The sequence below is a fragment of the Mumia sp. zg.B53 genome (assembly GCF_019550935.1).
Taxonomy (GTDB): domain Bacteria; phylum Actinomycetota; class Actinomycetes; order Propionibacteriales; family Nocardioidaceae; genus Mumia.
Genome location: NZ_JAHWCK010000001.1, coordinates 271,457 through 292,663 on the forward strand (window position 1 = coordinate 271,457; position 21,207 = coordinate 292,663).

Annotated in this window: 21 protein-coding genes; 15 read left to right on the forward strand and 6 right to left on the reverse strand. The window is 71.3% G+C overall.

Annotation, left to right across the window (positions count from 1 at the left end; genetic code table 11):
- Positions 1 to 594, reverse strand: a complete 594-nt coding sequence (def, locus tag KV102_RS01310) for a peptide deformylase (RefSeq protein WP_220341644.1) — start codon at positions 592 to 594, stop codon at positions 1 to 3.
- Between the two features lie 146 nt (positions 595 to 740).
- Between def and KV102_RS01315 the strand changes: the two genes are divergently transcribed.
- The 5 genes from KV102_RS01315 (at position 741) to KV102_RS01335 (ending at position 5,097) form a co-directional block, all read left to right on the forward strand.
- Positions 741 to 2,066: an acyl-CoA dehydrogenase family protein gene (locus tag KV102_RS01315; protein WP_301021738.1), complete on the forward strand. Its 1,326-nt coding sequence runs from the start codon at positions 741 to 743 to the stop codon at positions 2,064 to 2,066.
- A gap of 27 nt (positions 2,067 to 2,093) precedes the next feature.
- Positions 2,094 to 3,302, forward strand: a complete 1,209-nt coding sequence (locus KV102_RS01320) for an acyl-CoA dehydrogenase family protein (RefSeq protein WP_220345069.1) — start codon at positions 2,094 to 2,096, stop codon at positions 3,300 to 3,302.
- A gap of 137 nt (positions 3,303 to 3,439) precedes the next feature.
- On the forward strand, positions 3,440 to 3,919 hold the full coding sequence (locus KV102_RS01325) for a MarR family winged helix-turn-helix transcriptional regulator (protein WP_220341647.1): 480 nt from the start codon (positions 3,440 to 3,442) through the stop codon (positions 3,917 to 3,919).
- A gap of 204 nt (positions 3,920 to 4,123) precedes the next feature.
- Entirely contained in the window at positions 4,124 to 4,492 is a 369-nt protein-coding gene (locus tag KV102_RS01330; RefSeq protein ID WP_220341648.1) for an FKBP-type peptidyl-prolyl cis-trans isomerase, read from the forward strand.
- A gap of 125 nt (positions 4,493 to 4,617) precedes the next feature.
- Positions 4,618 to 5,097 carry a hypothetical protein gene (locus KV102_RS01335; protein WP_220345070.1) on the forward strand — a complete coding sequence of 160 codons (480 nt, stop codon included), beginning with the start codon at positions 4,618 to 4,620 and terminating at the stop codon, positions 5,095 to 5,097.
- Between the two features lie 6 nt (positions 5,098 to 5,103).
- Here KV102_RS01335 and hrpA read toward each other — a convergent pair whose 3' ends face one another.
- From hrpA to KV102_RS01350, 3 genes are read right to left on the reverse strand one after another with little or no spacing between them, the layout of a single operon-like run.
- On the reverse strand, positions 5,104 to 8,988 hold the full coding sequence (gene hrpA / locus KV102_RS01340) for an ATP-dependent RNA helicase HrpA (RefSeq protein ID WP_220345071.1): 3,885 nt from the start codon (positions 8,986 to 8,988) through the stop codon (positions 5,104 to 5,106).
- A gap of 10 nt (positions 8,989 to 8,998) precedes the next feature.
- Positions 8,999 to 9,793 (reverse strand): CPBP family intramembrane glutamic endopeptidase, encoded by a 795-nt coding sequence (locus KV102_RS01345; RefSeq protein ID WP_308290195.1) that lies wholly within the window; start codon positions 9,791 to 9,793, stop codon positions 8,999 to 9,001.
- Between the two features lie 12 nt (positions 9,794 to 9,805).
- A complete protein-coding gene (locus KV102_RS01350) occupies positions 9,806 to 10,702 on the reverse strand; it encodes a neutral zinc metallopeptidase (protein WP_220345072.1) in 897 nt (298 codons plus the stop codon).
- Positions 10,703 to 10,800: 98 nt separating this feature from the next.
- On the opposite strand from KV102_RS01350, the gene KV102_RS01355 reads away from it, so the two are divergent.
- From KV102_RS01355 to KV102_RS01370, 4 genes are read left to right on the forward strand one after another with little or no spacing between them, the layout of a single operon-like run.
- The gene (locus KV102_RS01355; RefSeq protein ID WP_308290196.1) at positions 10,801 to 12,075 is read left to right on the forward strand and encodes a DUF445 domain-containing protein; all 1,275 of its coding nucleotides are present in this window, start codon (positions 10,801 to 10,803) and stop codon (positions 12,073 to 12,075) included.
- Between the two features lie 25 nt (positions 12,076 to 12,100).
- Complete coding sequence (locus KV102_RS01360; RefSeq protein WP_220345073.1) at positions 12,101 to 12,979, forward strand: MoxR family ATPase; 879 nt, start codon at positions 12,101 to 12,103, stop codon at positions 12,977 to 12,979.
- Positions 12,976 to 14,403, forward strand: coding sequence for a VWA domain-containing protein (locus tag KV102_RS01365; RefSeq protein WP_220345074.1), 1,428 nt, complete (start codon positions 12,976 to 12,978; stop codon positions 14,401 to 14,403). The genes KV102_RS01360 and KV102_RS01365 overlap by 4 nt, the downstream gene beginning before the upstream one ends.
- Positions 14,404 to 14,444: 41 nt before the next feature.
- Positions 14,445 to 14,981 (forward strand): nitroreductase family protein, encoded by a 537-nt coding sequence (locus KV102_RS01370; RefSeq protein WP_308290197.1) that lies wholly within the window; start codon positions 14,445 to 14,447, stop codon positions 14,979 to 14,981.
- Here the strand turns inward: KV102_RS01370 and KV102_RS01375 are convergent.
- Both KV102_RS01375 and KV102_RS01380 read right to left on the reverse strand, forming a co-directional pair.
- Positions 14,978 to 15,604 (reverse strand): GrpB family protein, encoded by a 627-nt coding sequence (locus KV102_RS01375; protein ID WP_220345075.1) that lies wholly within the window; start codon positions 15,602 to 15,604, stop codon positions 14,978 to 14,980. The genes KV102_RS01370 and KV102_RS01375 overlap by 4 nt on opposite strands.
- Positions 15,601 to 16,236: a LysE family translocator gene (locus KV102_RS01380; RefSeq protein WP_220345076.1), complete on the reverse strand. Its 636-nt coding sequence runs from the start codon at positions 16,234 to 16,236 to the stop codon at positions 15,601 to 15,603. The genes KV102_RS01375 and KV102_RS01380 overlap by 4 nt, the downstream gene beginning before the upstream one ends.
- Positions 16,237 to 16,283: 47 nt before the next feature.
- On the opposite strand from KV102_RS01380, the gene KV102_RS01385 reads away from it, so the two are divergent.
- The 6 genes from KV102_RS01385 to KV102_RS19435 all read left to right on the forward strand — a co-directional run bounded on the left by KV102_RS01385 (position 16,284) and on the right by KV102_RS19435 (position 21,185).
- Positions 16,284 to 16,793 carry a CGNR zinc finger domain-containing protein gene (locus KV102_RS01385; RefSeq protein WP_220341656.1) on the forward strand — a complete coding sequence of 170 codons (510 nt, stop codon included), beginning with the start codon at positions 16,284 to 16,286 and terminating at the stop codon, positions 16,791 to 16,793.
- Positions 16,790 to 17,146, forward strand: a complete 357-nt coding sequence (locus KV102_RS01390; protein ID WP_220341657.1) for a DoxX family protein — start codon at positions 16,790 to 16,792, stop codon at positions 17,144 to 17,146. The genes KV102_RS01385 and KV102_RS01390 overlap by 4 nt, the downstream gene beginning before the upstream one ends.
- A complete protein-coding gene (locus KV102_RS01395; protein ID WP_220345077.1) occupies positions 17,143 to 17,604 on the forward strand; it encodes an SRPBCC family protein in 462 nt (153 codons plus the stop codon). Before KV102_RS01390 ends, KV102_RS01395 begins: the two co-directional genes overlap by 4 nt.
- 30 nt (positions 17,605 to 17,634) lie before the next feature.
- A complete protein-coding gene (locus KV102_RS01400) occupies positions 17,635 to 18,747 on the forward strand; it encodes an aromatic acid exporter family protein (protein WP_220345078.1) in 1,113 nt (370 codons plus the stop codon).
- Between the two features lie 116 nt (positions 18,748 to 18,863).
- Positions 18,864 to 20,324, forward strand: a complete 1,461-nt coding sequence (locus KV102_RS01405) for a hypothetical protein (protein WP_220345079.1) — start codon at positions 18,864 to 18,866, stop codon at positions 20,322 to 20,324.
- Positions 20,325 to 20,378: 54 nt separating this feature from the next.
- Positions 20,379 to 21,185, forward strand: a complete 807-nt coding sequence (locus tag KV102_RS19435) for a DUF4878 domain-containing protein (protein ID WP_220345080.1) — start codon at positions 20,379 to 20,381, stop codon at positions 21,183 to 21,185.
- The last annotated feature ends 22 nt before the right edge of the window (positions 21,186 to 21,207 follow it).

A 21,207-nucleotide genomic window follows, 5' to 3' on the forward strand; every position in this document is an offset into this window, starting at 1 on the left:
TCAGAGGTCGTGCGCCGAGGTGACGCGCGCGACGGCGGGCCAGTCGGCGGGGTAGTCCTCCGCGATCGCCTCGGCCTGCTTGAAGAGCTTCTTGCGGGCCCGCGCCGGGACACGGTCGCCGAAGACCGTGCCCATCAGGTGATCGGTCTCGTGCTGGAGGCAGCGCGCGAGCGTGCCGCCCTCGCCGACGTAGGTGACCGGCGCGCCGGTGTGGTCGGTGCCCTCGACGCGCGACCAGTCGGGCCGGGCGCAGTACGAGTAGGCGCCGGGAAGGGAGAGGCAGCCCTCCTCGCTGTCGTCGAGGTTGCGGTCGCCGGGCTCGGGGAGGGTCAGGACCGGGTTGCAGACGACGCCGGCCACCCGCTTGTTGTCACCGTCGGTGCAGTCGAAGACGAACACCTGGAGGTCCACGCCGATCTGGTTCGCCGCGAGCCCTGCACCCTCGGCCGCGTACATCGTCGCGAACATGTCGGCGACCAGCTGCTCGAGGTCGGCGTCGTACGAGGTCACCGGTGCGAGCTTGCGGTGCATCACGGGCTCACCCCAACGGGTGATCGGACGTACCGTTCCTCCGGAGGGCAGGGAGACGGGCAACAGGGGCTCCTTCGCACGGAACTTCGGCCGACGGGCTGACCAGGGCAGGGTATCCGACCTTGTTCTTCAGGATGGATGCGCGAGGTTGCAACTCACAGTTACAGTGGGCGTCACAGGTTCTGCCTTTCCGACCACGAGGAGACGCTGTGACAGCGCACTCGACGCGCCGAGACCCCATGAGCAAGGGTCTCGCCGTCCTCAACCGGATCGCCTCGATGCCGGTGCTCGACCGACTCAACCTCCGCCACCCCTCCGAGCAGGTGGCCTACCACGGGGCGCGCGTCGGCTTCCGCACGGCAGGCGCCGTGAGCCGGGGCTTCCGACGAGTGCCCGGACGCGGCGCACCGGTGCGCCCCACGGCGGCGCCCACCACCGGCGTCTTCGATCTCACGCCGACCGAGGACCAGCAGATGATGGTCGACGTCGTCGCCGAGTTCGCCAGGGAGGTCGTCATCCCCGCGGTCGAGAAGGCCGAGACGGCCCTCGACACGCCCGCCGACCTCTTCACCCAGGCGTACGAGCTCGGGCTCACGCTGACCGGTCTCCCGGAGGACCTCGGAGGACTCGCCGCGGAGCGCTCTGCCACGACGGGCGCTCTGGTGGCCGAGGCGCTCGGCCGTGGCGACATGGGGATCGCTGCCAGTCTCCTCGCGCCGGGATCGGTGGCGACGGCGATCGGGTTGTGGGGCGACAGCACCCAGCAGGCGACGTACCTGCCGGCGTTCACCGGCTCCGACGTCCCGGCTGCCGCGCTCGCCGTGGCCGAGCCGCGGGCGCTGTTCGACCCGTTCGGACCGCGGACGACCGCACGCTCGGTGCCTGGCGGCGGCTTCGTGCTGGACGGCGTGAAGTCGGGGGTGATCCGGGGAGCGTCTGCCGAGCTCTTCGTGGTGGCCGCGACGACCGACGACGGGCGGCCGGCGCTGTTCGTGCTCGAGTCGAGCACCCCGGGCATCACCATCGAGACCGACCCGTCGATGGGCCTGCGAGCGGCTGCACTGTCGCGACTCGTCCTCGACGGCGTGACCGTGCCGGCCGAGGCCCTGCTGCCCGAGAGCATCACCTCGTACGCCGACAGCGTCCGCCTTGCCCGGATCGCGTGGAGCAGCCTGGCCATCGGCGCCATGCGCGCCGTGCTCGACTACGTGATCCCGTACGTCAAGGAGCGCAAGGCGTTCGGCGAGCCCGTCGCCCACCGTCAGAGCGTGGCGTTCATGGTGGCGGACATGGCGACCGAGCTCGAAGGCGCACGCCTGGCGACGTTGCGTGCGGCCTCCCGCGCCGACCTCGGCCGGTCGTTCGCCCGCGAGGCGGCGCTGTCGCGCCGTCTGTGCACGGAGTACGGCATGAAGATCGGCACCGACGGGGTGCAGCTCCTCGGCGGTCACGGCTTCACCAAGGAGCACCCGGTCGAGCGGTGGTACCGCGACCTGCGTGCGGTCGGCGTCATGGAGGGCGGCCTCCTCGTCTGAGGGGCTGCCAGGAGGAGACAAGAGCAGATGATCAATCTCGAGACGCCCAGCAAGTTCCGCGGGTTCGTCGCGCAGGCCCATCGGGTCGCTGCCGAGTTCATGCGGGCCAACTCCCGCAAGTACGACCTTGCCGAGCACGAGTATCCCAAGGAGCTCGACATGCTCGCCGCCGTCGTCGACGGCATGGGCGACTCCGGCGAGGGCCAGGGCGCCGGGGCCGCCGGGGTGCGCCGCGCCGCGGAGACCGGCACGGCGGTCCGCAACGGCTCCAACATGGCCTCCGTCCTGTCGGTCGCCGAGACCTGCTGGGGTGACGTCGGGCTCACCCTGTCGCTGCCGCGCCAAGGGCTCGGCAACTCCGCGATCGCCTCGGTCGCCACCGACGAGCAGCTCGAGCGCTTCAAGGGCATGTGGGCGTCGATGGCGATCACCGAGCCCGGCTGCGGCTCGGACTCGGCCGCGATCACGACGACCGCGACCAAGGACGGGGACGTCTACGTCCTCAACGGGGAGAAGATCTACGTCACCTCCGGCGAGCGCAGCGACGCGGTGGTCGTGTGGGCGACGCTCGACAAGGCGCTGGGGCGGGCGGCGATCAAGTCGTTCGTGGTGCCGAAGTCGTTGCCGGGCATCCGGGTCGAGCGGCTGGAGCACAAGCTCGGCATCAAGGCGTCGGACACCGCCACCATCATGCTCGACAACTGCCGTGTGCCCGCCGAGAACCTGCTCGGCGACCCCGAGGTGCACACCGACAAGGGGTTCGCCGGGGTCATGCAGACCTTCGACAACACCCGGCCGCTGGTGGCGGCGATGGCCGTGGGGTGCGCGCGTGCGGCGCTCGAACGCACCCGCGAGATCCTCGAGGACGCGGGGGTCGACATCGACTACGACCGGCCGGTGCTCGCCCAGTCGGCCGCGGCGGCGGCGTACCTCCAGATGGAGGCCGACTGGGAGGCTGCGCATCTCCTCATGCTCACCGCGGCGTGGATGGCCGACAACCGCCTGCCCAACTCCCTCGAGGCGTCGATGGCCAAGGCGAAGGCCGGGCGCGTCTGCAACCAGGTCACGCTGCGCTGTGTGGAGCTGGTGGGCACGTTGGGCTACTCGGAGGACGAGCTCCTCGAGAAGTGGGCGCGCGACTCCAAGATCCTCGACATCTTCGAGGGCACGCAGCAGATCCAGCAGCTCATCATCGCGCGTCGCGTGCTGGGCCTGACGTCGACGGAGCTGCGCTGAGGTGATCGTGCCCGGACCGGTCACGCGGTCATCTGGGTCCGCGTGACCGGTCCGGGCGGATACGCTGGGCCCTGACCGTGCGGGCAACCTGCCCGGCGGACGTGGTCGCCTCCCTGCACCGAACCGGAGCTTGCGCTATGACGACGATCCCCGATCAGGCGTTTGCCGGCGTCGAGCACGACGTCGAGTACGAGGTCACCCGTCTGCTACGCCGCTCTCGCCTGCGCGGGCTGGGCACCATCAACCGGATCCACCCTGACCTGGACTTCGCGTCCTACATGCTGCTCGTGGCCATCGTCGATGCGCGGCCAGGTGGTGGGCACGGCGTCCGCGGTTCCGACCTCGCCGATGCGGTGAGCGTGCACAAGTCGACGGTCAGCCGGGGGATTGCCCAGCTGGAGCAGCTCGGACTCGTGGAGCGCGTGCCGGACCCGACGGACGGTCGGGCCAGGCTCATCTCTCTCACCGAGGTGGCGCGAGAGCGGCTGGCGGAGGTGCGCGCGACTCGACGGGCGCGACTCGCCCGGGCGATCGCCGACTGGACCGAGGACGACCTCGACACCCTCGCGTCGTTGCTGGGCCGCCTCAACACCGGGCTCGAAGCTCCCACGGAGTAGCCGCCCGCCGTACGCTCGCCCCGCCCTCCTCGCGCCGGCCCCGACGGCGATTCGGTGAGGAGATCGGGACGTTCGTGCCGTACGAGCCCGATCTCCTCACCGAATCGCGGGGGCGTCGCGGGTAGGGCGTCGCGGGGTGGGGCGTCGCGGGGTGGGGCCGCACCGCCGGGCGCCAGAGTGCCGAGGATCTGGGAGGGTAGGGGAATGAGCAATCTCGAGAAGCCAGTCATCGAGTTCCCCGAGGGCGACGAGCCGGAGGACCTCGACATCCTCGACATCGTGGAGGGCACCGGCGCCGAGGCCAAGCCCGGCGACTACGTGACCGTGCACTACGTCGGCGTGAAGTTCCGTGACGGCGCGGAGTTCGACGCGTCGTGGAACCGCGGCGAGTCGATCCGGTTCCCGCTGCAGGGTCTGATCCAGGGATGGCAGGAGGGCATCCCCGGGATGAAGGTCGGTGGGCGCCGTCAGCTCACCATCCCGCCGCACAAGGCGTACGGCGCCGCAGGCGGCGGTCACCCGCTGTCGGGCGAGCCGCTGATCTTCGTGATCGACCTGCTCGGCGTCGGCTGAGCAGACGTCTTCCCTGGTCGGGCGCCGTCGCGGCGCCCGACCAGGCCTCACCCGATGCGTGACGCTGGTCGCAGCGTGGCCGAGGCGGCGCGGGTCGAACTGAAGGCCCCGGTACGGTAGGAGCGATGAACACCTTCTCGGGACGTTCGCGGCGTCGTGCCGCCCTCGCACTGTCCGCTGCGACGGTGTCGGTGATCGCCCTCGCGGGGTGCTCGGAGACCGAGGAGCCCGTGCCGGCGCCAGGGCCCGCCACCCCCGCGGCCCCGACCCTCGGGAGTCTCGGAGAGCTGCGCGGCCTGACGATGATCGACACCTCGTGGGAGTCCTACCGCACCGCGAAGGTCACCTCCGTCACCGGCCGGCCCGACGCCCGGGCCGTCGACGTCACGTACGAGGCGAGCGACGCGACGTGCGAGAAGCTGGCCGGATTCGCGCAGCGCCGCACCAAGACTCAGCTCCAGGTGACGATCGTGATCGGGCGCCAGGACGACTGCGAGCCGGGCACCGTGAAGGCCGCCACCACCTCCGTTCCCCTCACCGAGCCGTTGGGCACCCTGGCGCCGGTCGCCTCGCCGTACTCGGAGGAGTCGGTCGCGATCGGCTGAGGTGCCTCACCTCAGGGCGGAGATGAGCTTCGTGACCCGCTTCGGTGAGACCGAGGCCGCGGTACGCAGACGCTGCGCGAAGAGGCTGACCCGCAGCTCTTCGAGTGCCCAGCGAGCCGCCGCCACCGCGTCGGACTGCCGCTCGATGTCAGGAAGCGCTTCGACCGCCTCATAGAACCGTGCCTCGAGGTCCTGGACGATGTGGCGGTTCTCCTCCTCGCCGCGGTCCGTCGCGTGCTGGACCCGGAACGCGGCGGCACGGAGATAGCGAGGCACGTGACGCAGCTGCTCGAGCCCGGTCTCGGACACGAACCCGTCGAAGACCAGCCACGACAGCTGCACCTCGACGTCGCGCACGATCTCCGGCTTGGTCCGGCGGGCCTCGTCGAGCTCGGACCGCAGGGATCCCAGGTCGGAGATCACCCGCTCCACCTCACGCGCCACGGCCGAGGTCTGGGCGTACAGCTCGGAACGCACCTGCTCACGCAGCAGCCCGAACGTCTCGGCGTCGCGGACGACAGCACGGCCGGTGACCGCGTCGATCCCTGCCAGGACGCAGTCGGCCATCAGCAGGGACGTGCTGCGGTACGGCGAACCGGCCAGCACCAGCAGGGTGCGGGTCCCGAGGTCCTTCGACACCTGCGCGGCCGGCGACGGGACGTTCAACGCCAGCAGACGGCGTACGCCCTGCCGCGTCGCGATCTCGGCGTGCCGGGCGGAGGCGAAGACCCGGAGGTCGACGTGGGTGCCGCGGTCGACCAGCGCCGGGTAGGCCGTGACCTCGTGCCCGCGGCTCACCGACGTCACCTCGGTCGGGATCGTGCCGAGGTCCCACGCCATGATGCCGGTGCGCTCGAGGTTGCTCGAGGCCGCGGAGATCGTACGGCCGAGGCGGGGGCGCAACTCGGCTCGCAGCGCGTCCAGATCCTTGCCGCGGGCGATCTCCGCCTCGCCGTCCCGCACCCGGAACGTGACTCTCAGGTGCCGGGGGAGCGAGGCGAGATCGAACGTGCCGGGCGCGACGACATCGCCGTTGAGGGTCCGGATGCCTGCCGACATCGCCTCCGCCACCGGGAGCGTCGTGTCCAGGGGGAGCGCCAGCAGCCGGCGGGCCACATCCGGTGCGGGCACGAGCCGCCGTCGTACGTCCTTTGGGAGCCCGCGCAGCAGTGCCGTCACGAGCTCCTGGCGGTAGCCGGGGACACCCCACAGGAAGGCCGTCTCGTCGAGATCGGCGAGCCGCTCGAGCGGGACGTCGACCGTGACACCGTCGACGTCACTCTCGGGCTCGAAGGCGTACGATAGCGGCAGGTCGATGCCCGCGGACTCCCACGTCGTGGGGTACGCCTCGAGCGCCACGTCACCGGCGTCGTCGCGCACGAGGTCGTCGGGAGTGAGGTCGAGGAGGTCGGGCGTGCGTCGTCGCGCCTTCTTCCACCACGTGTCGAAGTGGCGCACCGAGACGACGTCGGCCCCGACCCGGTTGTCGTAGAACGCGAACAGGGTCTCGTCGTCGACGCGGATGTCGCGTCGGCGGACCCGGTCCTCCAGGCCCTCGATCTCGGCGATGACCTCGGCGTTGTGGGTCCAGAAGGCGTGGTGCGTGCTCCACTCGCCCTGCACAAGCGCGTGCCGGATGAAGAGCTCGCGCGCCACCTCCCGGTCGATCGGCCCGTACGAGACCAGCCGGTCGGCGACGACCGGCACGCCGTACAGGGTGACCCGCTCGTGCGCCATGACCGCCCCTCGGCGCCGCGACCAGTGCGGCTCGGAGTAGGTGCGCTTGAGAAGGTGGGCGCCCTCCCGCTCGATCCACGCGGGCTCGACCTTGGCGACGGTGCGGGCCCACAGCCGCGACGTCTCGACGAGCTCGGCAGCGACGACCCACTGGGGCGGCTTCTTGGCGAGCCCTGATCCGGGGAAGATCGCGAACCTGCCGTTGCGGGCGCCGAGGTAGTCACGGGTCTCGCCCTCGCGCAGGCCGATGTGCGACAGCAGCCCGGCGAGCGCCGCCGCGTGGATGCGGTCGGGGTCGGCAGGAGGTCCGTCGGACTGGCCCAGGTCGAGTCCGAGACCACGGCACTGGTCGCGCAGCATCGCGTGCACGTCCTGCCACTCGCGGATGCGGACGTAGTGCAGGTACTCCTCGCGCACCGTCCGGCGGAAGGCGTTGCCGGACAGCTCACGGCGCTGCTCGCGGAGGTAGTTCCACAGGTTCAGATAGGCGAGGAAGTCCGAGGTCGGGTCGGCGAACCGCGCATGCTTGGTGTCGGCCTGCTGCTGCGCCTCGAGCGGGCGTTCGCGCGGGTCCTGGATGGACAGCGCCGAGACGATGACGAGCATCTCGCGCAGCACCCCGTACGACGAGGCGGCGACCAGCATCCGCGCCAGCCGGGGATCGAGCGGGAACGCGGCGACCTGTCGCCCGACGGTGGTGAGCGAGCTCCGCATGCCCCGTGCGCCGTCGCTCAGCGCCCCGAGCTCCTCGAGGAGGCCGACGCCATCGCGCACCGCGCGGCGGTCGGGCGGGTCGAGGAACGGGAAGTCCTCGACCGGCCCCAGGTCGAGCGAGGCCATCTGCAGCAGCACCGACGCGAGGTTGGTCCGCAGGATCTCCGGGTCGGTGAACTCCGGACGCGACGCGAAGTCCTCCTCCGAGTAGAGCCGGATGCAGATGCCGTCCGACGTGCGCCCGGAACGGCCGGCCCGCTGGCTCGCGCTGGCCTGGGAGATCGGCTCGATCGGCAGCCGCTGCACCTTGAGACGCTGGCTGTAGCGGGAGATGCGGGCAGTCCCGGGGTCGACGACGTAGCGGATGCCGGGGACCGTCAGCGACGTCTCGGCCACGTTGGTGGCGAGTACGATCCGGCGCCCGGTGTGGGGCTCGAAGACCTTGTGCTGCTCGGCCGCGGACAGCCGGCCGTACAACGGGAGGATCTCGGTGCGGCGGAGCTTGCGCTCGCGGAGCATGTCGGCGGTGTCGCGGATCTCGCGCTCCCCGGAGAGGAAGACGAGGACGTCGCCGTCGGACTCCCGGCCCAGCTCGTCGACGGCGTCGCCGATCGCGGCGAGGACGTCGCCGGACCCGGCGTCGGCGCGCTCCGAGGGCGGACGGTAGCGGACCTCGACCGGGTACGTCCGTCCGCTCACCTCGATGATCGGTGCGGGGCTGCCGTCGGGCGCCGCGAAGTGGGCCGCGAAGCGCTCGGGGTCGATGGTCGCGGAGGTGATGACGACCTTGAGGTCGGGACGACGGGGGAGGAGTCGACGGAGGTAGCCGAGCAGGAAGTCGATGGTCAAGGACCGCTCGTGCGCCTCGTCGACCACGATCGTGTCGTAGCGGAGCAGCATCGGGTCGTCGTGGATCTCGGCCAGGAGGACACCGTCGGTCATCACCCGGACGAGCGTGCTGGGACCGGAGCGGTCGTCGAACCGGACGGCGTACCCGACGGTCTCGCCGAGCGTCGTCCGGGTCTCCTCCGCGATCCGGGCGGCGACGCTGCGGGCGGCGATGCGGCGGGGCTGGGTGTGTGCGATGGTCCCGCGGACACCGCGACCGAGGCCGAGCAGGATCTTGGGCAGCTGGGTCGTCTTGCCGGAGCCGGTGGCGCCGGCGACGACGACGACCTGGTGGTCGGCGATGGCGGCCGCGATGTCGTCACGACGCTCGGTGACCGGCAGCTCGGGCGGGAAGTCGAGGTCGGGGACCGACGCCCGGCGAGCGGCCGCCCGTGCCTCCGCCGCGGCCACGTCCTTCTCGACGTCGGCGAGCTGCTCGGTGCGTCGAGCGGCGTCGCGCTGGGACGCTGCGCGGTCGAGCCGTCGCCGGAGCCGTCGCTCGTCGCGCAGCGTCACCTCGCGCAGCCGCGTGCGCAGCTCGCCGACGGTCATCCGAGAACCCCTAGGGAAGGTCGAGTGCGTCCTTGAGCAGGGCGTACCCGACGAACGCGACGATGTCGATCACCGCGTGGGCGATCACCAGCGGCACGATGCGCCCTGTCCGCTGGTACCAGTACCCGAACACGATACCCATCACCGCGTTGCCGATCGCCGGCCCGATCCCCTGATAGAGGTGGTACGAGGCTCGGAGGGCAGCGCTGGCCGCGAGCACCGACCACCGGTTCCACCCCAGCTGGGTCAGCCGCCACATGAGGTATCCGACGACGATGACCTCCTCCAGCACCGAGTTCATGAGGGCGGAGAGGATCAGCACCGGCACGCGCCACCAGTGCTCGTCGAGACCGCTGGGCACGATGGTCGCGGTGATCCCGAGCTCCCGGCCCACGAAGTAGAGGCCGAGCCCGGGGATCCCGATGAGCGCGGCGAGCCCGACGCCCCAGCCGGCGTCACCCGCGGCTGTGCCTCGTCCGATGCCGAGGACGCGACGGGGAGCGTCGCTCGAGCGCACGAGGAGATAGAGGACCAGTGCGACCGGCACCAGGGCGAAGCCGATGCCGAGGAGCTGGTAGGTCAGGTCGAGCCAGGGCCGGTCGCTCCGAGACGAGTTGAGTGTCGCCGACTGGTCGGCCAGCGGTCCACGCGTCAGCTTCGCCACCAGGGAGACCGTGGCGTAGACCGCCGACTGCAGCAGCGACAGCAGCAGGACGATCCAGACCTCGGTGCTCAGCAGCCGCTTCTGCGGCGCCGCTACGGGGTCGGGAGCCGGGACCAGGGGTCCGGGGAACGTGAGCGTCACGGCATCACGGCGTCACAGCCTGCGCGCGGACAGCGTGTCGCAGGAGTTGACGTCGCCCTTCTCGTATCCGGTCATGAACCAGCGCTGACGCTGCTCGGCCGAGCCGTGGGTCCAGCTCTCCGGGTCGACGCGGCCGGTGGCCGACTTCTGGATGCGATCGTCACCCACCGCTGCGGCGGCCGACAGCGCAGACGCGATGTCGGCCTTCGTGAGCGGCTTGATGAGGGTGGTGCCCTGCTCGTCCTGAGTCGTCGCTGCATGGTTGGCCCAGACGCCGGCGAGGCAGTCGGCCATCAGCTCGACCCGGACCGCGCCCGACTTCGCGCCCTGCGGGTCCTCCTGGGAGTACTTGAGGACGCCGAGCAGGTTCTGGACGTGGTGACCGTACTCGTGGGCCACGACGTACATCTGGGCCAGCGCACCGTCGTCGGCGCCGAACCGCGTCGTGAGGTCGTCGAAGAACGACGTGTCGATGTAGACCTGCTCGTCGGACGGGCAGTAGAACGGCCCGACGTCACTGCTCGCCGCGCCGCAGCCCGACTGGGTCTGACCGGAGTAGAGGACGGTGTACGCGTCGCGGTACTGGCGGTTCGCGTCGGCCGGGAGCGCGTCACGCCAGTAGTCCTGGACGCTGTTCACGGTGCCGATCACGCGGCACGTGTCGTCGCGGTTCGCATCGGCCCCGGTCTTGCACTCGGAGAAGTCGGCCTGCGTGCCGGACTGCTCGACCTGAGACGTGTCGAAGGCGCCCGCCGAACCGCCCTGGTCGAACGGGTTGACCCCGAGGAAGGTCGCGATGAGGAACAGGATGATCGAACCCGCACCACCGCCGATGAGCGCGCCACCCCGGTTGGAACCGCCGCTGCGCACCTGGCTCGTGTCGAGACTGGCGCCTTCGTTGAACGTCATGGTCGGAGTGTAGGGCCGGGCGGCCGCACGATCCGGTCGCCGGGGGAGGGCTTCCCCGCCATCGGACTGGGCAGGACTGGCCCGGCTACAGTGCAGCGGTGAGCGAGTTGAGCACCGTCGGCTTCACCGTGCCGTCATCTCTCGGGGGTTCGGACGAGGTGCGTCGACGCGGGTTGCGTCGTATGCGCACGCTCGCCACCGGGCTGCTGGTCGTGGCGGCGGTGATCTATGCGCTGACGCACGGCGAGTCGGGCGCGCTGGGCTACGTCAACGCCGGCGCCGAGGCGGCGATGGTGGGTGCGATCGCGGACTGGTTCGCGGTGACGGCGATCTTCAAGCACCCCATGGGCCTCCCGATCCCGCACACGGCACTGATCCCGCGCCGCAAGGACGCGCTCGGCGAGAGCCTCCAGGAGTTCGTCTCTGACAACTTCCTCAACGAGCCGGTGGTCCGCGAGCGCGTCGAGGCAGCACGGATCAGCCTGCGCGTCGGCAGCTGGCTCGCCGATCCGGTCCACGCTCGGCGCATCGTCGACATCGGGTCGCGGGTCTTGCGTGACGGGCTGTCGCGCATCAGCGACGACGACGTGGCGGCCATCGTCCGCGAGGTCATCGTGCCCCGCCTCAAGGCTGAGCAGCTCAGCCCCGCCGTCGGCCAGGCTCTCGGCGAGATCGTCCGCGACGGCGCCCATCACGGGCTGGTCGACATCGCGGCGGAGGAGATGCACCGCTGGCTCGTCGACAACCAGGAGGCCGTCGAGAGCATGGTCGCCGAGCGGGCCCCCTGGTGGACCCCGCACTGGGTGGACGGAAGGATCTCCACCCGGATGTATCGCGAGGCTCTGTCGTGGGTCGACGACGTCCGTACCGACCCCGACCACAGCGTCCGGCAGTCGCTCGACGCCTTCCTTGTCTCGCTCGCCGGCGACCTGGAGCAGGATCCGGACACCCAGGCCCGGGCCGAGGCTCTCAAGGAGCGGATCCTGTCCCAGCCGCAGGTCGTCGACGTGGCGGTGGCGCTGTGGAGCGGGCTGCGGCACGCCCTCCTCGACTCGCTCGACGAGTCCGCGGGCATGCTGCGCACCCGCATGGTCGCGCTCCTGTGCGAGACGGGCGAGCGCGTCGCCGCCGAGCCCGAGCTCCAGGCTCGCCTGGACCGCATGATGAGCGACACCGCGGCGTTCGTCGTCACCAACTACGGCAGCGAGATCGCCACGGTGATCTCGGAGACGGTGAACCGCTGGGACGGCAAGGAAGCGTCCCGCAAGATCGAGCTGCACGTCGGCCGCGACCTGCAGTTCATCCGGATCAACGGCACCGTGGTCGGCGCTCTGGCGGGCGTCACCATCCACGCGGTCTCGCAGCTGCTCTGACCGGCGACCCACGTAGGGTGAGCGGGTGAGCGAACGCTTCTCCTCCGTCGACGACGTGACCGAGCGGCTCGCTGCCCTCGGCTATCTCGCGTCCACGTCCGTCGCGACCACCGTCTTCCTCGCCGACCGGCTCGACAAGCCGCTGCTCGTCGAGGGGCCCGCGGGCGTCGGCAAGACCGAGCTGGCCCGCGCCGTGGCCGGGGCGACGGGAGCCGGGCTGGTGCGGCTGCAGTGCTACGAGGGCGTCGACGAGGCCCGGGCCCTCTACGAGTGGAACCACGCCAAGCAGCTGCTGCGCATCACCGCCGGTCGCGGCGAGACCTGGGACGCGACCCGCGACGACATCTTCACCGACGAGTTCCTGCTCGCTCGACCCCTGCTCCAGGCCATCCGTTCCGACGAGCCGAGCACTCTGCTGATCGACGAGGTCGACAAGGCCGACCTCGAGATCGAGGGCCTCCTCCTGGAGGTGCTCAGCGACTACGCGATCACGGTGCCTGAGCTGGGGACTCTCACCGCCCGTCACGCGCCGTTCACGGTACTTACCTCCAACGCGACGCGGGAGCTCAGTGAGGCGCTCCGGCGGCGCTGCCTCTTCCTGCACATCGACTTCCCCGAGCCTGAGCTCGAGGAGCGGATCGTCCGTACGCGCGTCCCCGCCGTCGACGAGGCGCTCGCGGTGTCACTGGTGAGGGTGGTCAACGCCCTCCGGCGGATCGACCTGCGCAAGGCGCCGTCGGTGTCGGAGACCATCGACTGGGCCCGGACGCTCCTCGCACTCGGCGCGAACTCGCTCGACGAGGCGGTCGTGGACGAGACGCTGGGCGTCCTGCTGAAGCACACCGACGACGTCGCCCGTGCAAGGGCGCACCTGCAGCTCGACGAGGCGGACGGGCGCAGATGAGCGTCGGGTCGGGAGAGACCGGCTCACTCCCTGGGCGGCTCGTCGCGATGGTGGAGTCGCTGCGCGGCCACGGCATGGTCGTGGGCACCAGCGAGACCGTCGACGCCGCCCGGGTGATGGAGGTGCTGTCGCTCGCCGACCGTGCCCTCCTGCGCGAAGGGCTCGCCGCGGCGTTGCTGCGGCGGTCGGGGCAGCGTCGGGTGTTCGACGCCGTCTTCGACGTCTACTTCCCGGTCGGCGTCGGTGGGCGCGAGTCGGTGCGTGAGGAGACGCAGACCCGCGCGACCGGTGCCGGCGAGGACCGCTCGTCCGAGCCGCCGACGGTTGCGGAGCTTCGTGAGGATCTCGTCGACGCCCTGGCGCGGGGGAGTGGCGGGGCGCTGAACGAGGTCGCCGCGGCCGCGGTCGACGCGCTCGGGGCCGTCCAGGGTGCGGACGGTCCCGGCATGGCAGGATCCGGCTGGTCGGCGCGCCAGACCCTCGAGCAGCTGCGCCCGCAGACCGCGATCGTGAGGGCGCTGGCACGACGGGGGAGCACCGAGGGCTTCGCCGAGCGGCTCGACCGTGACGAGGTGCGCCGCGACGTCGAGCGTTTCCGTGAGCTCGTCCAGTCCGAGGCCAGCCGTCGTACGGCCGAGGTCCGAGGGCGCGAGCGGGTCGCGCGCTATGCCGTCCGGCCCGACGCCAGCCAGGTCGAGTTCCTCGCCGCCAACCGGGCGCAGGTGCTGGAGCTGCGCCGCGCCGTCCAGCCGCTCGCACGGCGCCTGGCCACGCGTCTGTCGGCGCGACGACGACGCCGCAACCGCGGTCAGGTCGACATCCGGCGGACGCTGCGGCGGTCGATGTCGTACGGCGGGGTGCCGCTGCAACCGGTCTTCGAGCACCGGCGCAAGGCCCGGCCCGAGCTGGTGCTGCTCTGCGACGTGTCGGGGTCGGTGGCGGGGTTCGCTGGGTTCACGATGCTTCTGGTGCAGGCGTTGCGCGACCAGTTCAGCAAGGTGCGCGTGTTCGCGTTCGTCAACCACACCGACGAGGTCACCGAGCTCGTCACCTCCGGGGAGTCGGACCCGGCGGCTTTGGCTGAGCGCATCTCGTCGAGCGCGAACGTCGCGCCCTGGCACCCCTCGAGCGATTACGGGCGGGCGCTGCGTTCGTTCGTCAGCCGGTACGGCAACGTCGTCGGTCCCCGTACGAGCGTGCTGATCCTGGGGGACGCCCGCACCAACAACCTGGATCCGGACCTAGACGCGCTGCGTGACGTGGTGGCTCGTGCCCGCCGCACGTTCTGGCTCAATCCCGAGCACGAGAGCCGGTGGGGGCTGGGCGACTCGGTCGCGCCGGCGTACGCGCAGATCGTCGACATGCACGAGTGCCGCACCGTCGATCAGCTCTCGCGGCTCGTCGGCCGGCTGCTGCCGGTCTAGCCCTACGACCCGAGGTGCCACGCGGCAGAGAGGAGACAGAGGTGCGACCGCCGGAGATCCTCCCTGCGCTGCGTGAACGGTTCAGCCCGATGGCGTTCGACCGGAGCCACACCCTCTCCGACCTCGACGTGGAGGCGCTGCTCGAAGCGGCGCGGTGGGCGCCGTCGGCCGGAAACTCCCAGCCCTGGGCGTTCCACCTCCGCCGCCGCTACGAGGCCGGGCACGACCTGCTCGTCGAGCACCTGGCCGCGAGCTCGCGACGCTGGGCGCCGGACGCCAGTGCGCTCGTCGTCAACCTCGCCCGTCACGAGGTGGGCGACAGCGGCCTGCAGTACTCCGAGTTCGCCGAGTACGACCTGGGTCAGGCGGTCGCGCACATGACGATCCAGGCGCACGCGATGGGCTTGGCGTGCCGCCAGTTCCGGGCCTTCGGCCTGGAGGCGCTCGAAGCCTCGCTCGAGGTGGCACCGGGGTGGCGCGTGCTCACGATGACGGCGATCGGTCTCGGCGAGCCGGACCCGTCCACGGAGCGGACGCGCCGGACCATCGGCGAGCTGCGCAGTGAGGGGACGGCCTAGTCGATCGGCTGCGGATCGTGGGGATGGTCGACGTCGGCGAGGAACGCGTGCTCGTAGATCTCGTAGACCAGCGCCGACTTCGCCGCGTTGTACTCCGACATCCGCTGCAGCGAGCGGCCCGACAGGTCGGTCTTGAGCGCTGCGTACGCCGCCCGGTCGTCGCCGGCCCTGCGCAACCAGTCACGGAACAACCGGTGGCGTCGCGGCTCGACGGCGTCGGGCCCGAAGACGTGCAGGTTCACCGCCGGGCGTTCGTGACGGAGCATGCGGTGCCCCTGCCACCACGGCTCTCGCACCCGCAGCACGTAGCCGCGGCGTTCGAGGGCCGGCACGTAGGTGTCCTCGGCCGCCGGGTCGGCGAGGACCAGGTCGACGTCGATGACGGGTTTCGCCGGGAGACCGGGGACCGAGGTGGAGCCGACGTGCTGGAGGTCGAGCTCCCGGCCCTGGAGCGCCTCGCGGATCGACGCAGCGACCCGCTCGAACGTCGCGGGCCACTCTGGGTCGTAGGGCACGACCTCGATCGGACCAGCCGTGCGGGGCTCGCTCCCGGAGACGAAGGCCTGGTCTGTCTCGTGCTGAGTGGGTTGCTCGTACGGGCTCCAGAGCGGGTGAACGGTCACGACGCGAGCGTACGGAACGCCTCGACGAGGAGGATCAGGGCGAGCACGGCGTACACGCACGCGGCCAGCACGCCGAGCGCGGTGCCGGCCCGCCCGCGAGAGTCGAGCGCGCGACCGAGACGCCCGGCGGTGAGGCCGATGACGGTGTCGCAGATCAGGCCCACGACCAGGAACACCGTCCCCAGGGTGAGCATCTGCGCCACGGTGGAGCCGTGCCCGGGGACCACGAAGCCAGGGAGGAACGCCGCGAAGAAGAGGATGACCTTCGGGTTGGTGAGGTTGGTGACGGTCGCCCGGACGAGCACGGTCCCCGTCTGGGGGACGACCTCTGCCTCGGACGTGCTGCGCAGTCCTCGAACAGTGTCGACCGCGAGCCAGATGAGGTAGGCGGCGCCGACGAGCTGGATGACGGTGATGATCTCGGGGTTGAGGCGAAGGAGCGCGGCGAGGCCCAGTGCGGCCGCCACGACGTGGACGACCATGCCGCAGGCCATCCCGAGAGCGGACACCACGCCGGCGCGGGGTCCGTGGCGGAGGGCCACGGCGGCGATGTAGGTGTTGTCGGGGCCCGGCGCGATGGTCACGACGAGCACCGCGACGACGAACGCGGGCAGCACGGCGGGATCTAACATCTCCTTACCGTAACGCTAATGGGCGACATTTCTGTTACGGTTTTCGGGTGCTCACCCTCGCACCCGAGTCCGTCGCCATGCTCGTCAACGAGTGGGGCACGGCGGCCCGCGCCGAGGCGGGCGAGTCCGAGCAGCCGTTCCCCGACGCATCCGAGCTCGGATGGTCGGGGGCCGGCCACGCCGACCTCGTCCGTACGGCCGACCTCCTCCAGCCCGTCTTCGCTGCCGGCACACCCGACGAGCGGGTGCGTCGGCTCGACCGTCTGCTCACCGACGCCGGCGCATCGGTCCGCCTCGGCCTCAGCGACGGGCGCGTCGAGGACCGCTGGGTCGCCGCCCGCCCCGCCGACCGCCTGCTGGTGGCCGCTCTCCGCACCATCCGCGACGTGCTCGCCGACCGTGGTGCCGACGCGATCGGCACCTGTGCTGACGATGAGTGTGTCGACGTGTGGATCGACGGTCCCCGTGGTCGCCCGCGGCGATACTGTTCGGACTATTGCTCAGGTCGTGCCCGCGTGGCCGCCTACCGCAGACGTCAGAGAGAGGAGCGGGCATGAGTGCCCTTCCTGACCCCGTATGGCCCGTGGTCGTGCTCGCTGTTATCCAGCTCGCGGACGCCGTCTTCTGCGTGAAGCCGTTGGCCTTCGTGCGCGATTGCCTCGCCGACGTCCGTTTCCCGCGCCGCTGGTGGCCGGTGCTGACGCCGCTCAAGCTCGCCGCGGCCGCCGGTCTCATCGCCGGGATCTGGATCCCCTACCTCGGGCTGGTGACGACGCTGGCGCTCGTGGGCTACTTCCTCGCCGCGATCACGGCGCACATCCGCGCCCACGACCTCGGTCGCAACCTCTTCCTCAACGCCGTGGGGATGCTCGTGATCTGCGTCGGCGTGGCGTGGTGGTCGTTCGCGTGAGGTACGACGTGCAGGTGGACGTCGAGGCGCCCGCCGAGGTCCTGTGGTCGGTCGTCGCCGATCCGTCGCAGTGGCCGCTGATCTCGGACAGCTTCATCAAGGTGGCCCCGGTGGGAGACGGCGAGCTGGTCGTCGGTCAGCGCTACGTCGTACGGCAGCCAGGCATCCGCTCGATGAGCTGGACCGTGACCGAGGTCGAGGACGGCACGGCCTTCACCTGGCGGTCGTCGGTCCTCGGCATCAGGACCGACGGCATCCACCGGGTGGTGCCGAGAGGCCAGGGGACCTCGCGGCTCGAGCTCGCGATGGAGCAGTCCGGGCCGCTGTCGCGGCTGGTGGCGGCGATGGGAGGGGCCCACTACCGGGCACTGGTCGACCGCGAGGCCGCGACGATGGCCGGTGCCGCCGAGCACCGGGCGCGCGGAGACCGCGGAGACGACGCGTCGCCGACCCGTTGATCTCACCACCCCCCGGCTAGCCTCGTCCGAATGGGTTTCACGCGTTCGACGGCGAGCACCGACCCACTTCTCGGGTCCCGTCTGCACATCGCCGTCAAGGCCGCGATCGCGGCGGCGGTGGCGTGGCAGCTCGGCAACCTCCTGCCGAGCCCGATCGGCGACTACGCCTACTACGCCCCCATGGGTGCGGTGCTCGCCGTCCACCCGAGCGTGGCCGGCTCGGTGCGGGAGTCGGTGCAGATCTTCGTCGCTCTGGTCATGGGCGCAGGCGTCGGCGCCGTGTTCCACGTGCTCCCGGTGCCGGGCTGGGCGGCCATCGGCCTGCTCGTCCTGGTCGCCGTGATCCTCGCCGGCTGGGACCGCCTGGGCGACGGACGCAGCTGGGTCATCACGGCAGCACTGTTCACCTACATCCTGGGCAACATCGACACGTCCGACTTCGTCTCGGGACTCGTTGGTCAGGTGTCCCTGGGGGCAGCGGTCGGACTGGCCCTCACCCTCGCGCTGCCACCTATCCCCGCGCGGATCGCGCGGCGTCACCTCGACTCTGTCGCCGCCGACGTCTCGGAGCAGCTCGAGGGGATGGCGAAGGTCCTGCGGGGGCAGACCGCCGACCCTGAGCAGGCCTGGCTGGAGGTGGCCCGTGAGGTGTTCCCGGACGCGCTCCGGCTGCGCGAGAGCTTTCTCGCGCTCGACGACTCTCTTCGGGGCAACCTTCGTGCCCGCCGGTGGCGCGACCATGTCGGGCGTCGACGGGCCGACGCCGAGGTCGTCGAGCGGGTCGCGGCGCTGGTGGAGAACCTGACGTACATGCTCGGCGAGGTCCAAGCGTCGCCGCGCCCGTGGCTGCGCCTCGGCGGAGAGGCGGCGCAGAGCGTGGCGGACACTCTCGACGAGCTGGCGTCGGTCGTCCGCAGGCTGGTCGGAGACGAACCGATCCAGGGCAGCGACGTCCAGCCGTTGGCGGTGGGCGTCGAGAGACTCTCGGTGCTCGTGCGCGACACGGCGGACCACGGCGAGACCTCCTTCCCGGGAGCCGCCGTCGTGGTGAGCCTTCGCCGCATCCTCGGGGTCCTGCCCGTGCCGGAGTCCGAGGAAGTCGCCTCGCCCATCCCGCCGCTGCGTGCGCCCAGAAGGCGCTGACTGCTCGGGTACGCGGCCCCTGCGCCGGGTGTCATCAGCGACGGGATCGGGGTCCTCGCCGATGTTGTCCGGGGGGCACTGGACAAAACATGAGGGGATCCTCGGATACTGGGGGTGTGCACTCCCATCCTCAGACCGAGATCACGTTCCCCTCCGTGGACGGCCGCCGCCCGACCACCCCGACGGTCCGGGCGATCCTCGCCGACGCTGCGCGCGAGATCGACCCTGAGCTCGCCGCGGACATCGAATCGGCGCACTCGTGGCGCTCCGACTACGTGCCGCTCGTCGGACGCGTGACGGCGGCCTCGGCCGAGTCGTCGAAGGCAGCGCTCGCCCTGGCGCACGGGGGAGTGGCCTCGATGCGCGGCCGGATGGTGGCCGCCGCCCCCTCCGGTGACGTCCCGCTGGAGGAGTGGGGCCCAGAGCCGCGCGCGACGCCGTTGGCGACCGAGGTCGTGCGCGGCACCTCCTCGCCGGTGCGCGAGCTCGCCGTCCCGTACGGCGGGTCGAGCCTGCACGGGGACCGGCTGCGAGAGCAGCTCCGGCGATGGCGTGACGCGGGCGTGGTCGAGGAGTCCTTCGTGACCGCGATCGAGCAGGTGATCGCCCATCCGGAGTGGTTGTCGCTCCCAGGACGCCGGGTGGCCCTGCTCGGCGCCGGCGCGGAGATGGGCCCCTTGGAGCCGTTGGTGGCATGGGGCGCCGACGTCCTCGCCGTCGACAGGTCGTCACCGTCCATCTGGGACCGGGTCCGCTCCCTGGCCGAGAGCGGGGCCGGGACGGTCGCGCACCCGGTGGGGCCGGACGGTGCGCCGGGCGCGGACCTGGTCACGCAGACCGGAGACGTGCTGGCCTGGCTCCGGACCCGGGCGGCGGGCAGTGCGCTGGTCGTCGGCATGTACGCCTACGCCGACGGGGGTGCCCACGTCGCCGTCACCGCGGCGGCCGACGTCGTCGCGACGCGGCTCACCGACGACGACCCGGACACCGCCCTCGCCTATCTGGCGACGCCGACGGACGCGTTCGTCGTCCCCCGGGACGTCGTCCAGGCGAGCGCTCGCGCGTACCAGGACCGCGGGCCCGTCCGCTGGTTGCAGGCCCCGTTGCGCGTCGTGAGCCGAGGAAGGCTCTTCGTGCCCAACTACTCCACCGTCCTTCCCGACGGCACCGGCGTGGCCGACATCCTCGTCCCGCAACAGGGCCCCAACTACGCGATGGCGAAGCGGATCCAGCGCTGGCGCGGCGTCGTCGCCGAGGACTGCGGCCAGCGGGTGTCCTTCAACGTCGCCCCGGCGACGTGGACACGGTCGGTGACCAAGAACCGGTTGCTCGCAGCCGCCTACGGCGGCGCACGGCACTTCGGCGTGGAGATCTTCGAGCCGGCGACCACCCGCGTGCTGATGGCGGCACTCCTCGTCCACGACCTCCACGCGGCGACCGAAGCGCGGGAGCATCCCGAGCAGCTGTTCACCGACGGAGCAGCGCACGGTGGCCTGTGGAGGGTCGGGTACGAGCCGCGTTCGGCCCTCGGCGTCGCCGCCGTGGGAGGCCTTCCGTCGATGGTGCGCCGAGCCTGAGAGCGCCGCCGAGAAGCGGGTCCGCCTGGCCTTCCGATCGCGTACGGTATCGCCGTGAGCGATCAGTGGTCCGGCCCGCCGTCCAACGACGGCCCGCAGCCCCCGTACCCCCAGCAGCCGCCGCAGGGACAGCCCCCGTACGGTCAGCAGCCCCCGTACGGTCAACCCCAGCAGCCGTACGGCCAGCAGCCCACCTACGGTCAGCAGCCGCCGTACCAGCAACCGACCTACGGCCAGCAGCAGTACGGCCAGGGCCAGCAGTCCTACCAGGGGCAGGCGCCGTACGGCCAGGGCCAGCCGCCCTACGGTCAGCAGCCGCAGTACCTCCCGCCCAACGCGCCGCAGGGCGGCAAGAAGGGCACCGGCAGGCTCATCGCCATCATCGGCGGCGTGGTCGCTGTCGCCGCAATCATCGGCGTCGCGTTCTTCCTGATGCGAGACGGTGGTGGAGGCGCCAGCGCGTCGACGCCGGAGGATGCCACGCAGAGCTTCATCGACGCCATCAAGGACCGTGACTGCGACGCCATCGTCGCCGTGACGACCGACAACTTCCGCGACGGGGAGGGCGCCGACAAGTGCAAGAAGGCGCTCGAGAAGGAGGGCGACGGCGAGGGCGGCATGCTCGACGCGCTCCAGGCAGCGACGTTCGACGTCAAGGACACCACGATCGACGGCGACAAGGCCACGGTGGCGGTCGCGCTCACGCTGGCCGGCACGCCCGTCGACCAGACGCTCCAGCTCGTCAAGGACGGCTCGACCTGGAAGGTCGACGACATCGCCATGGACGCGGGAAGCAGGCCGGAGATGCCGGACGTGCCTGACATCCCTGACCTGAACCTCGTCACGCCGCCCACCCCCTGACACGCAGGTCGTGCGGCGCGAG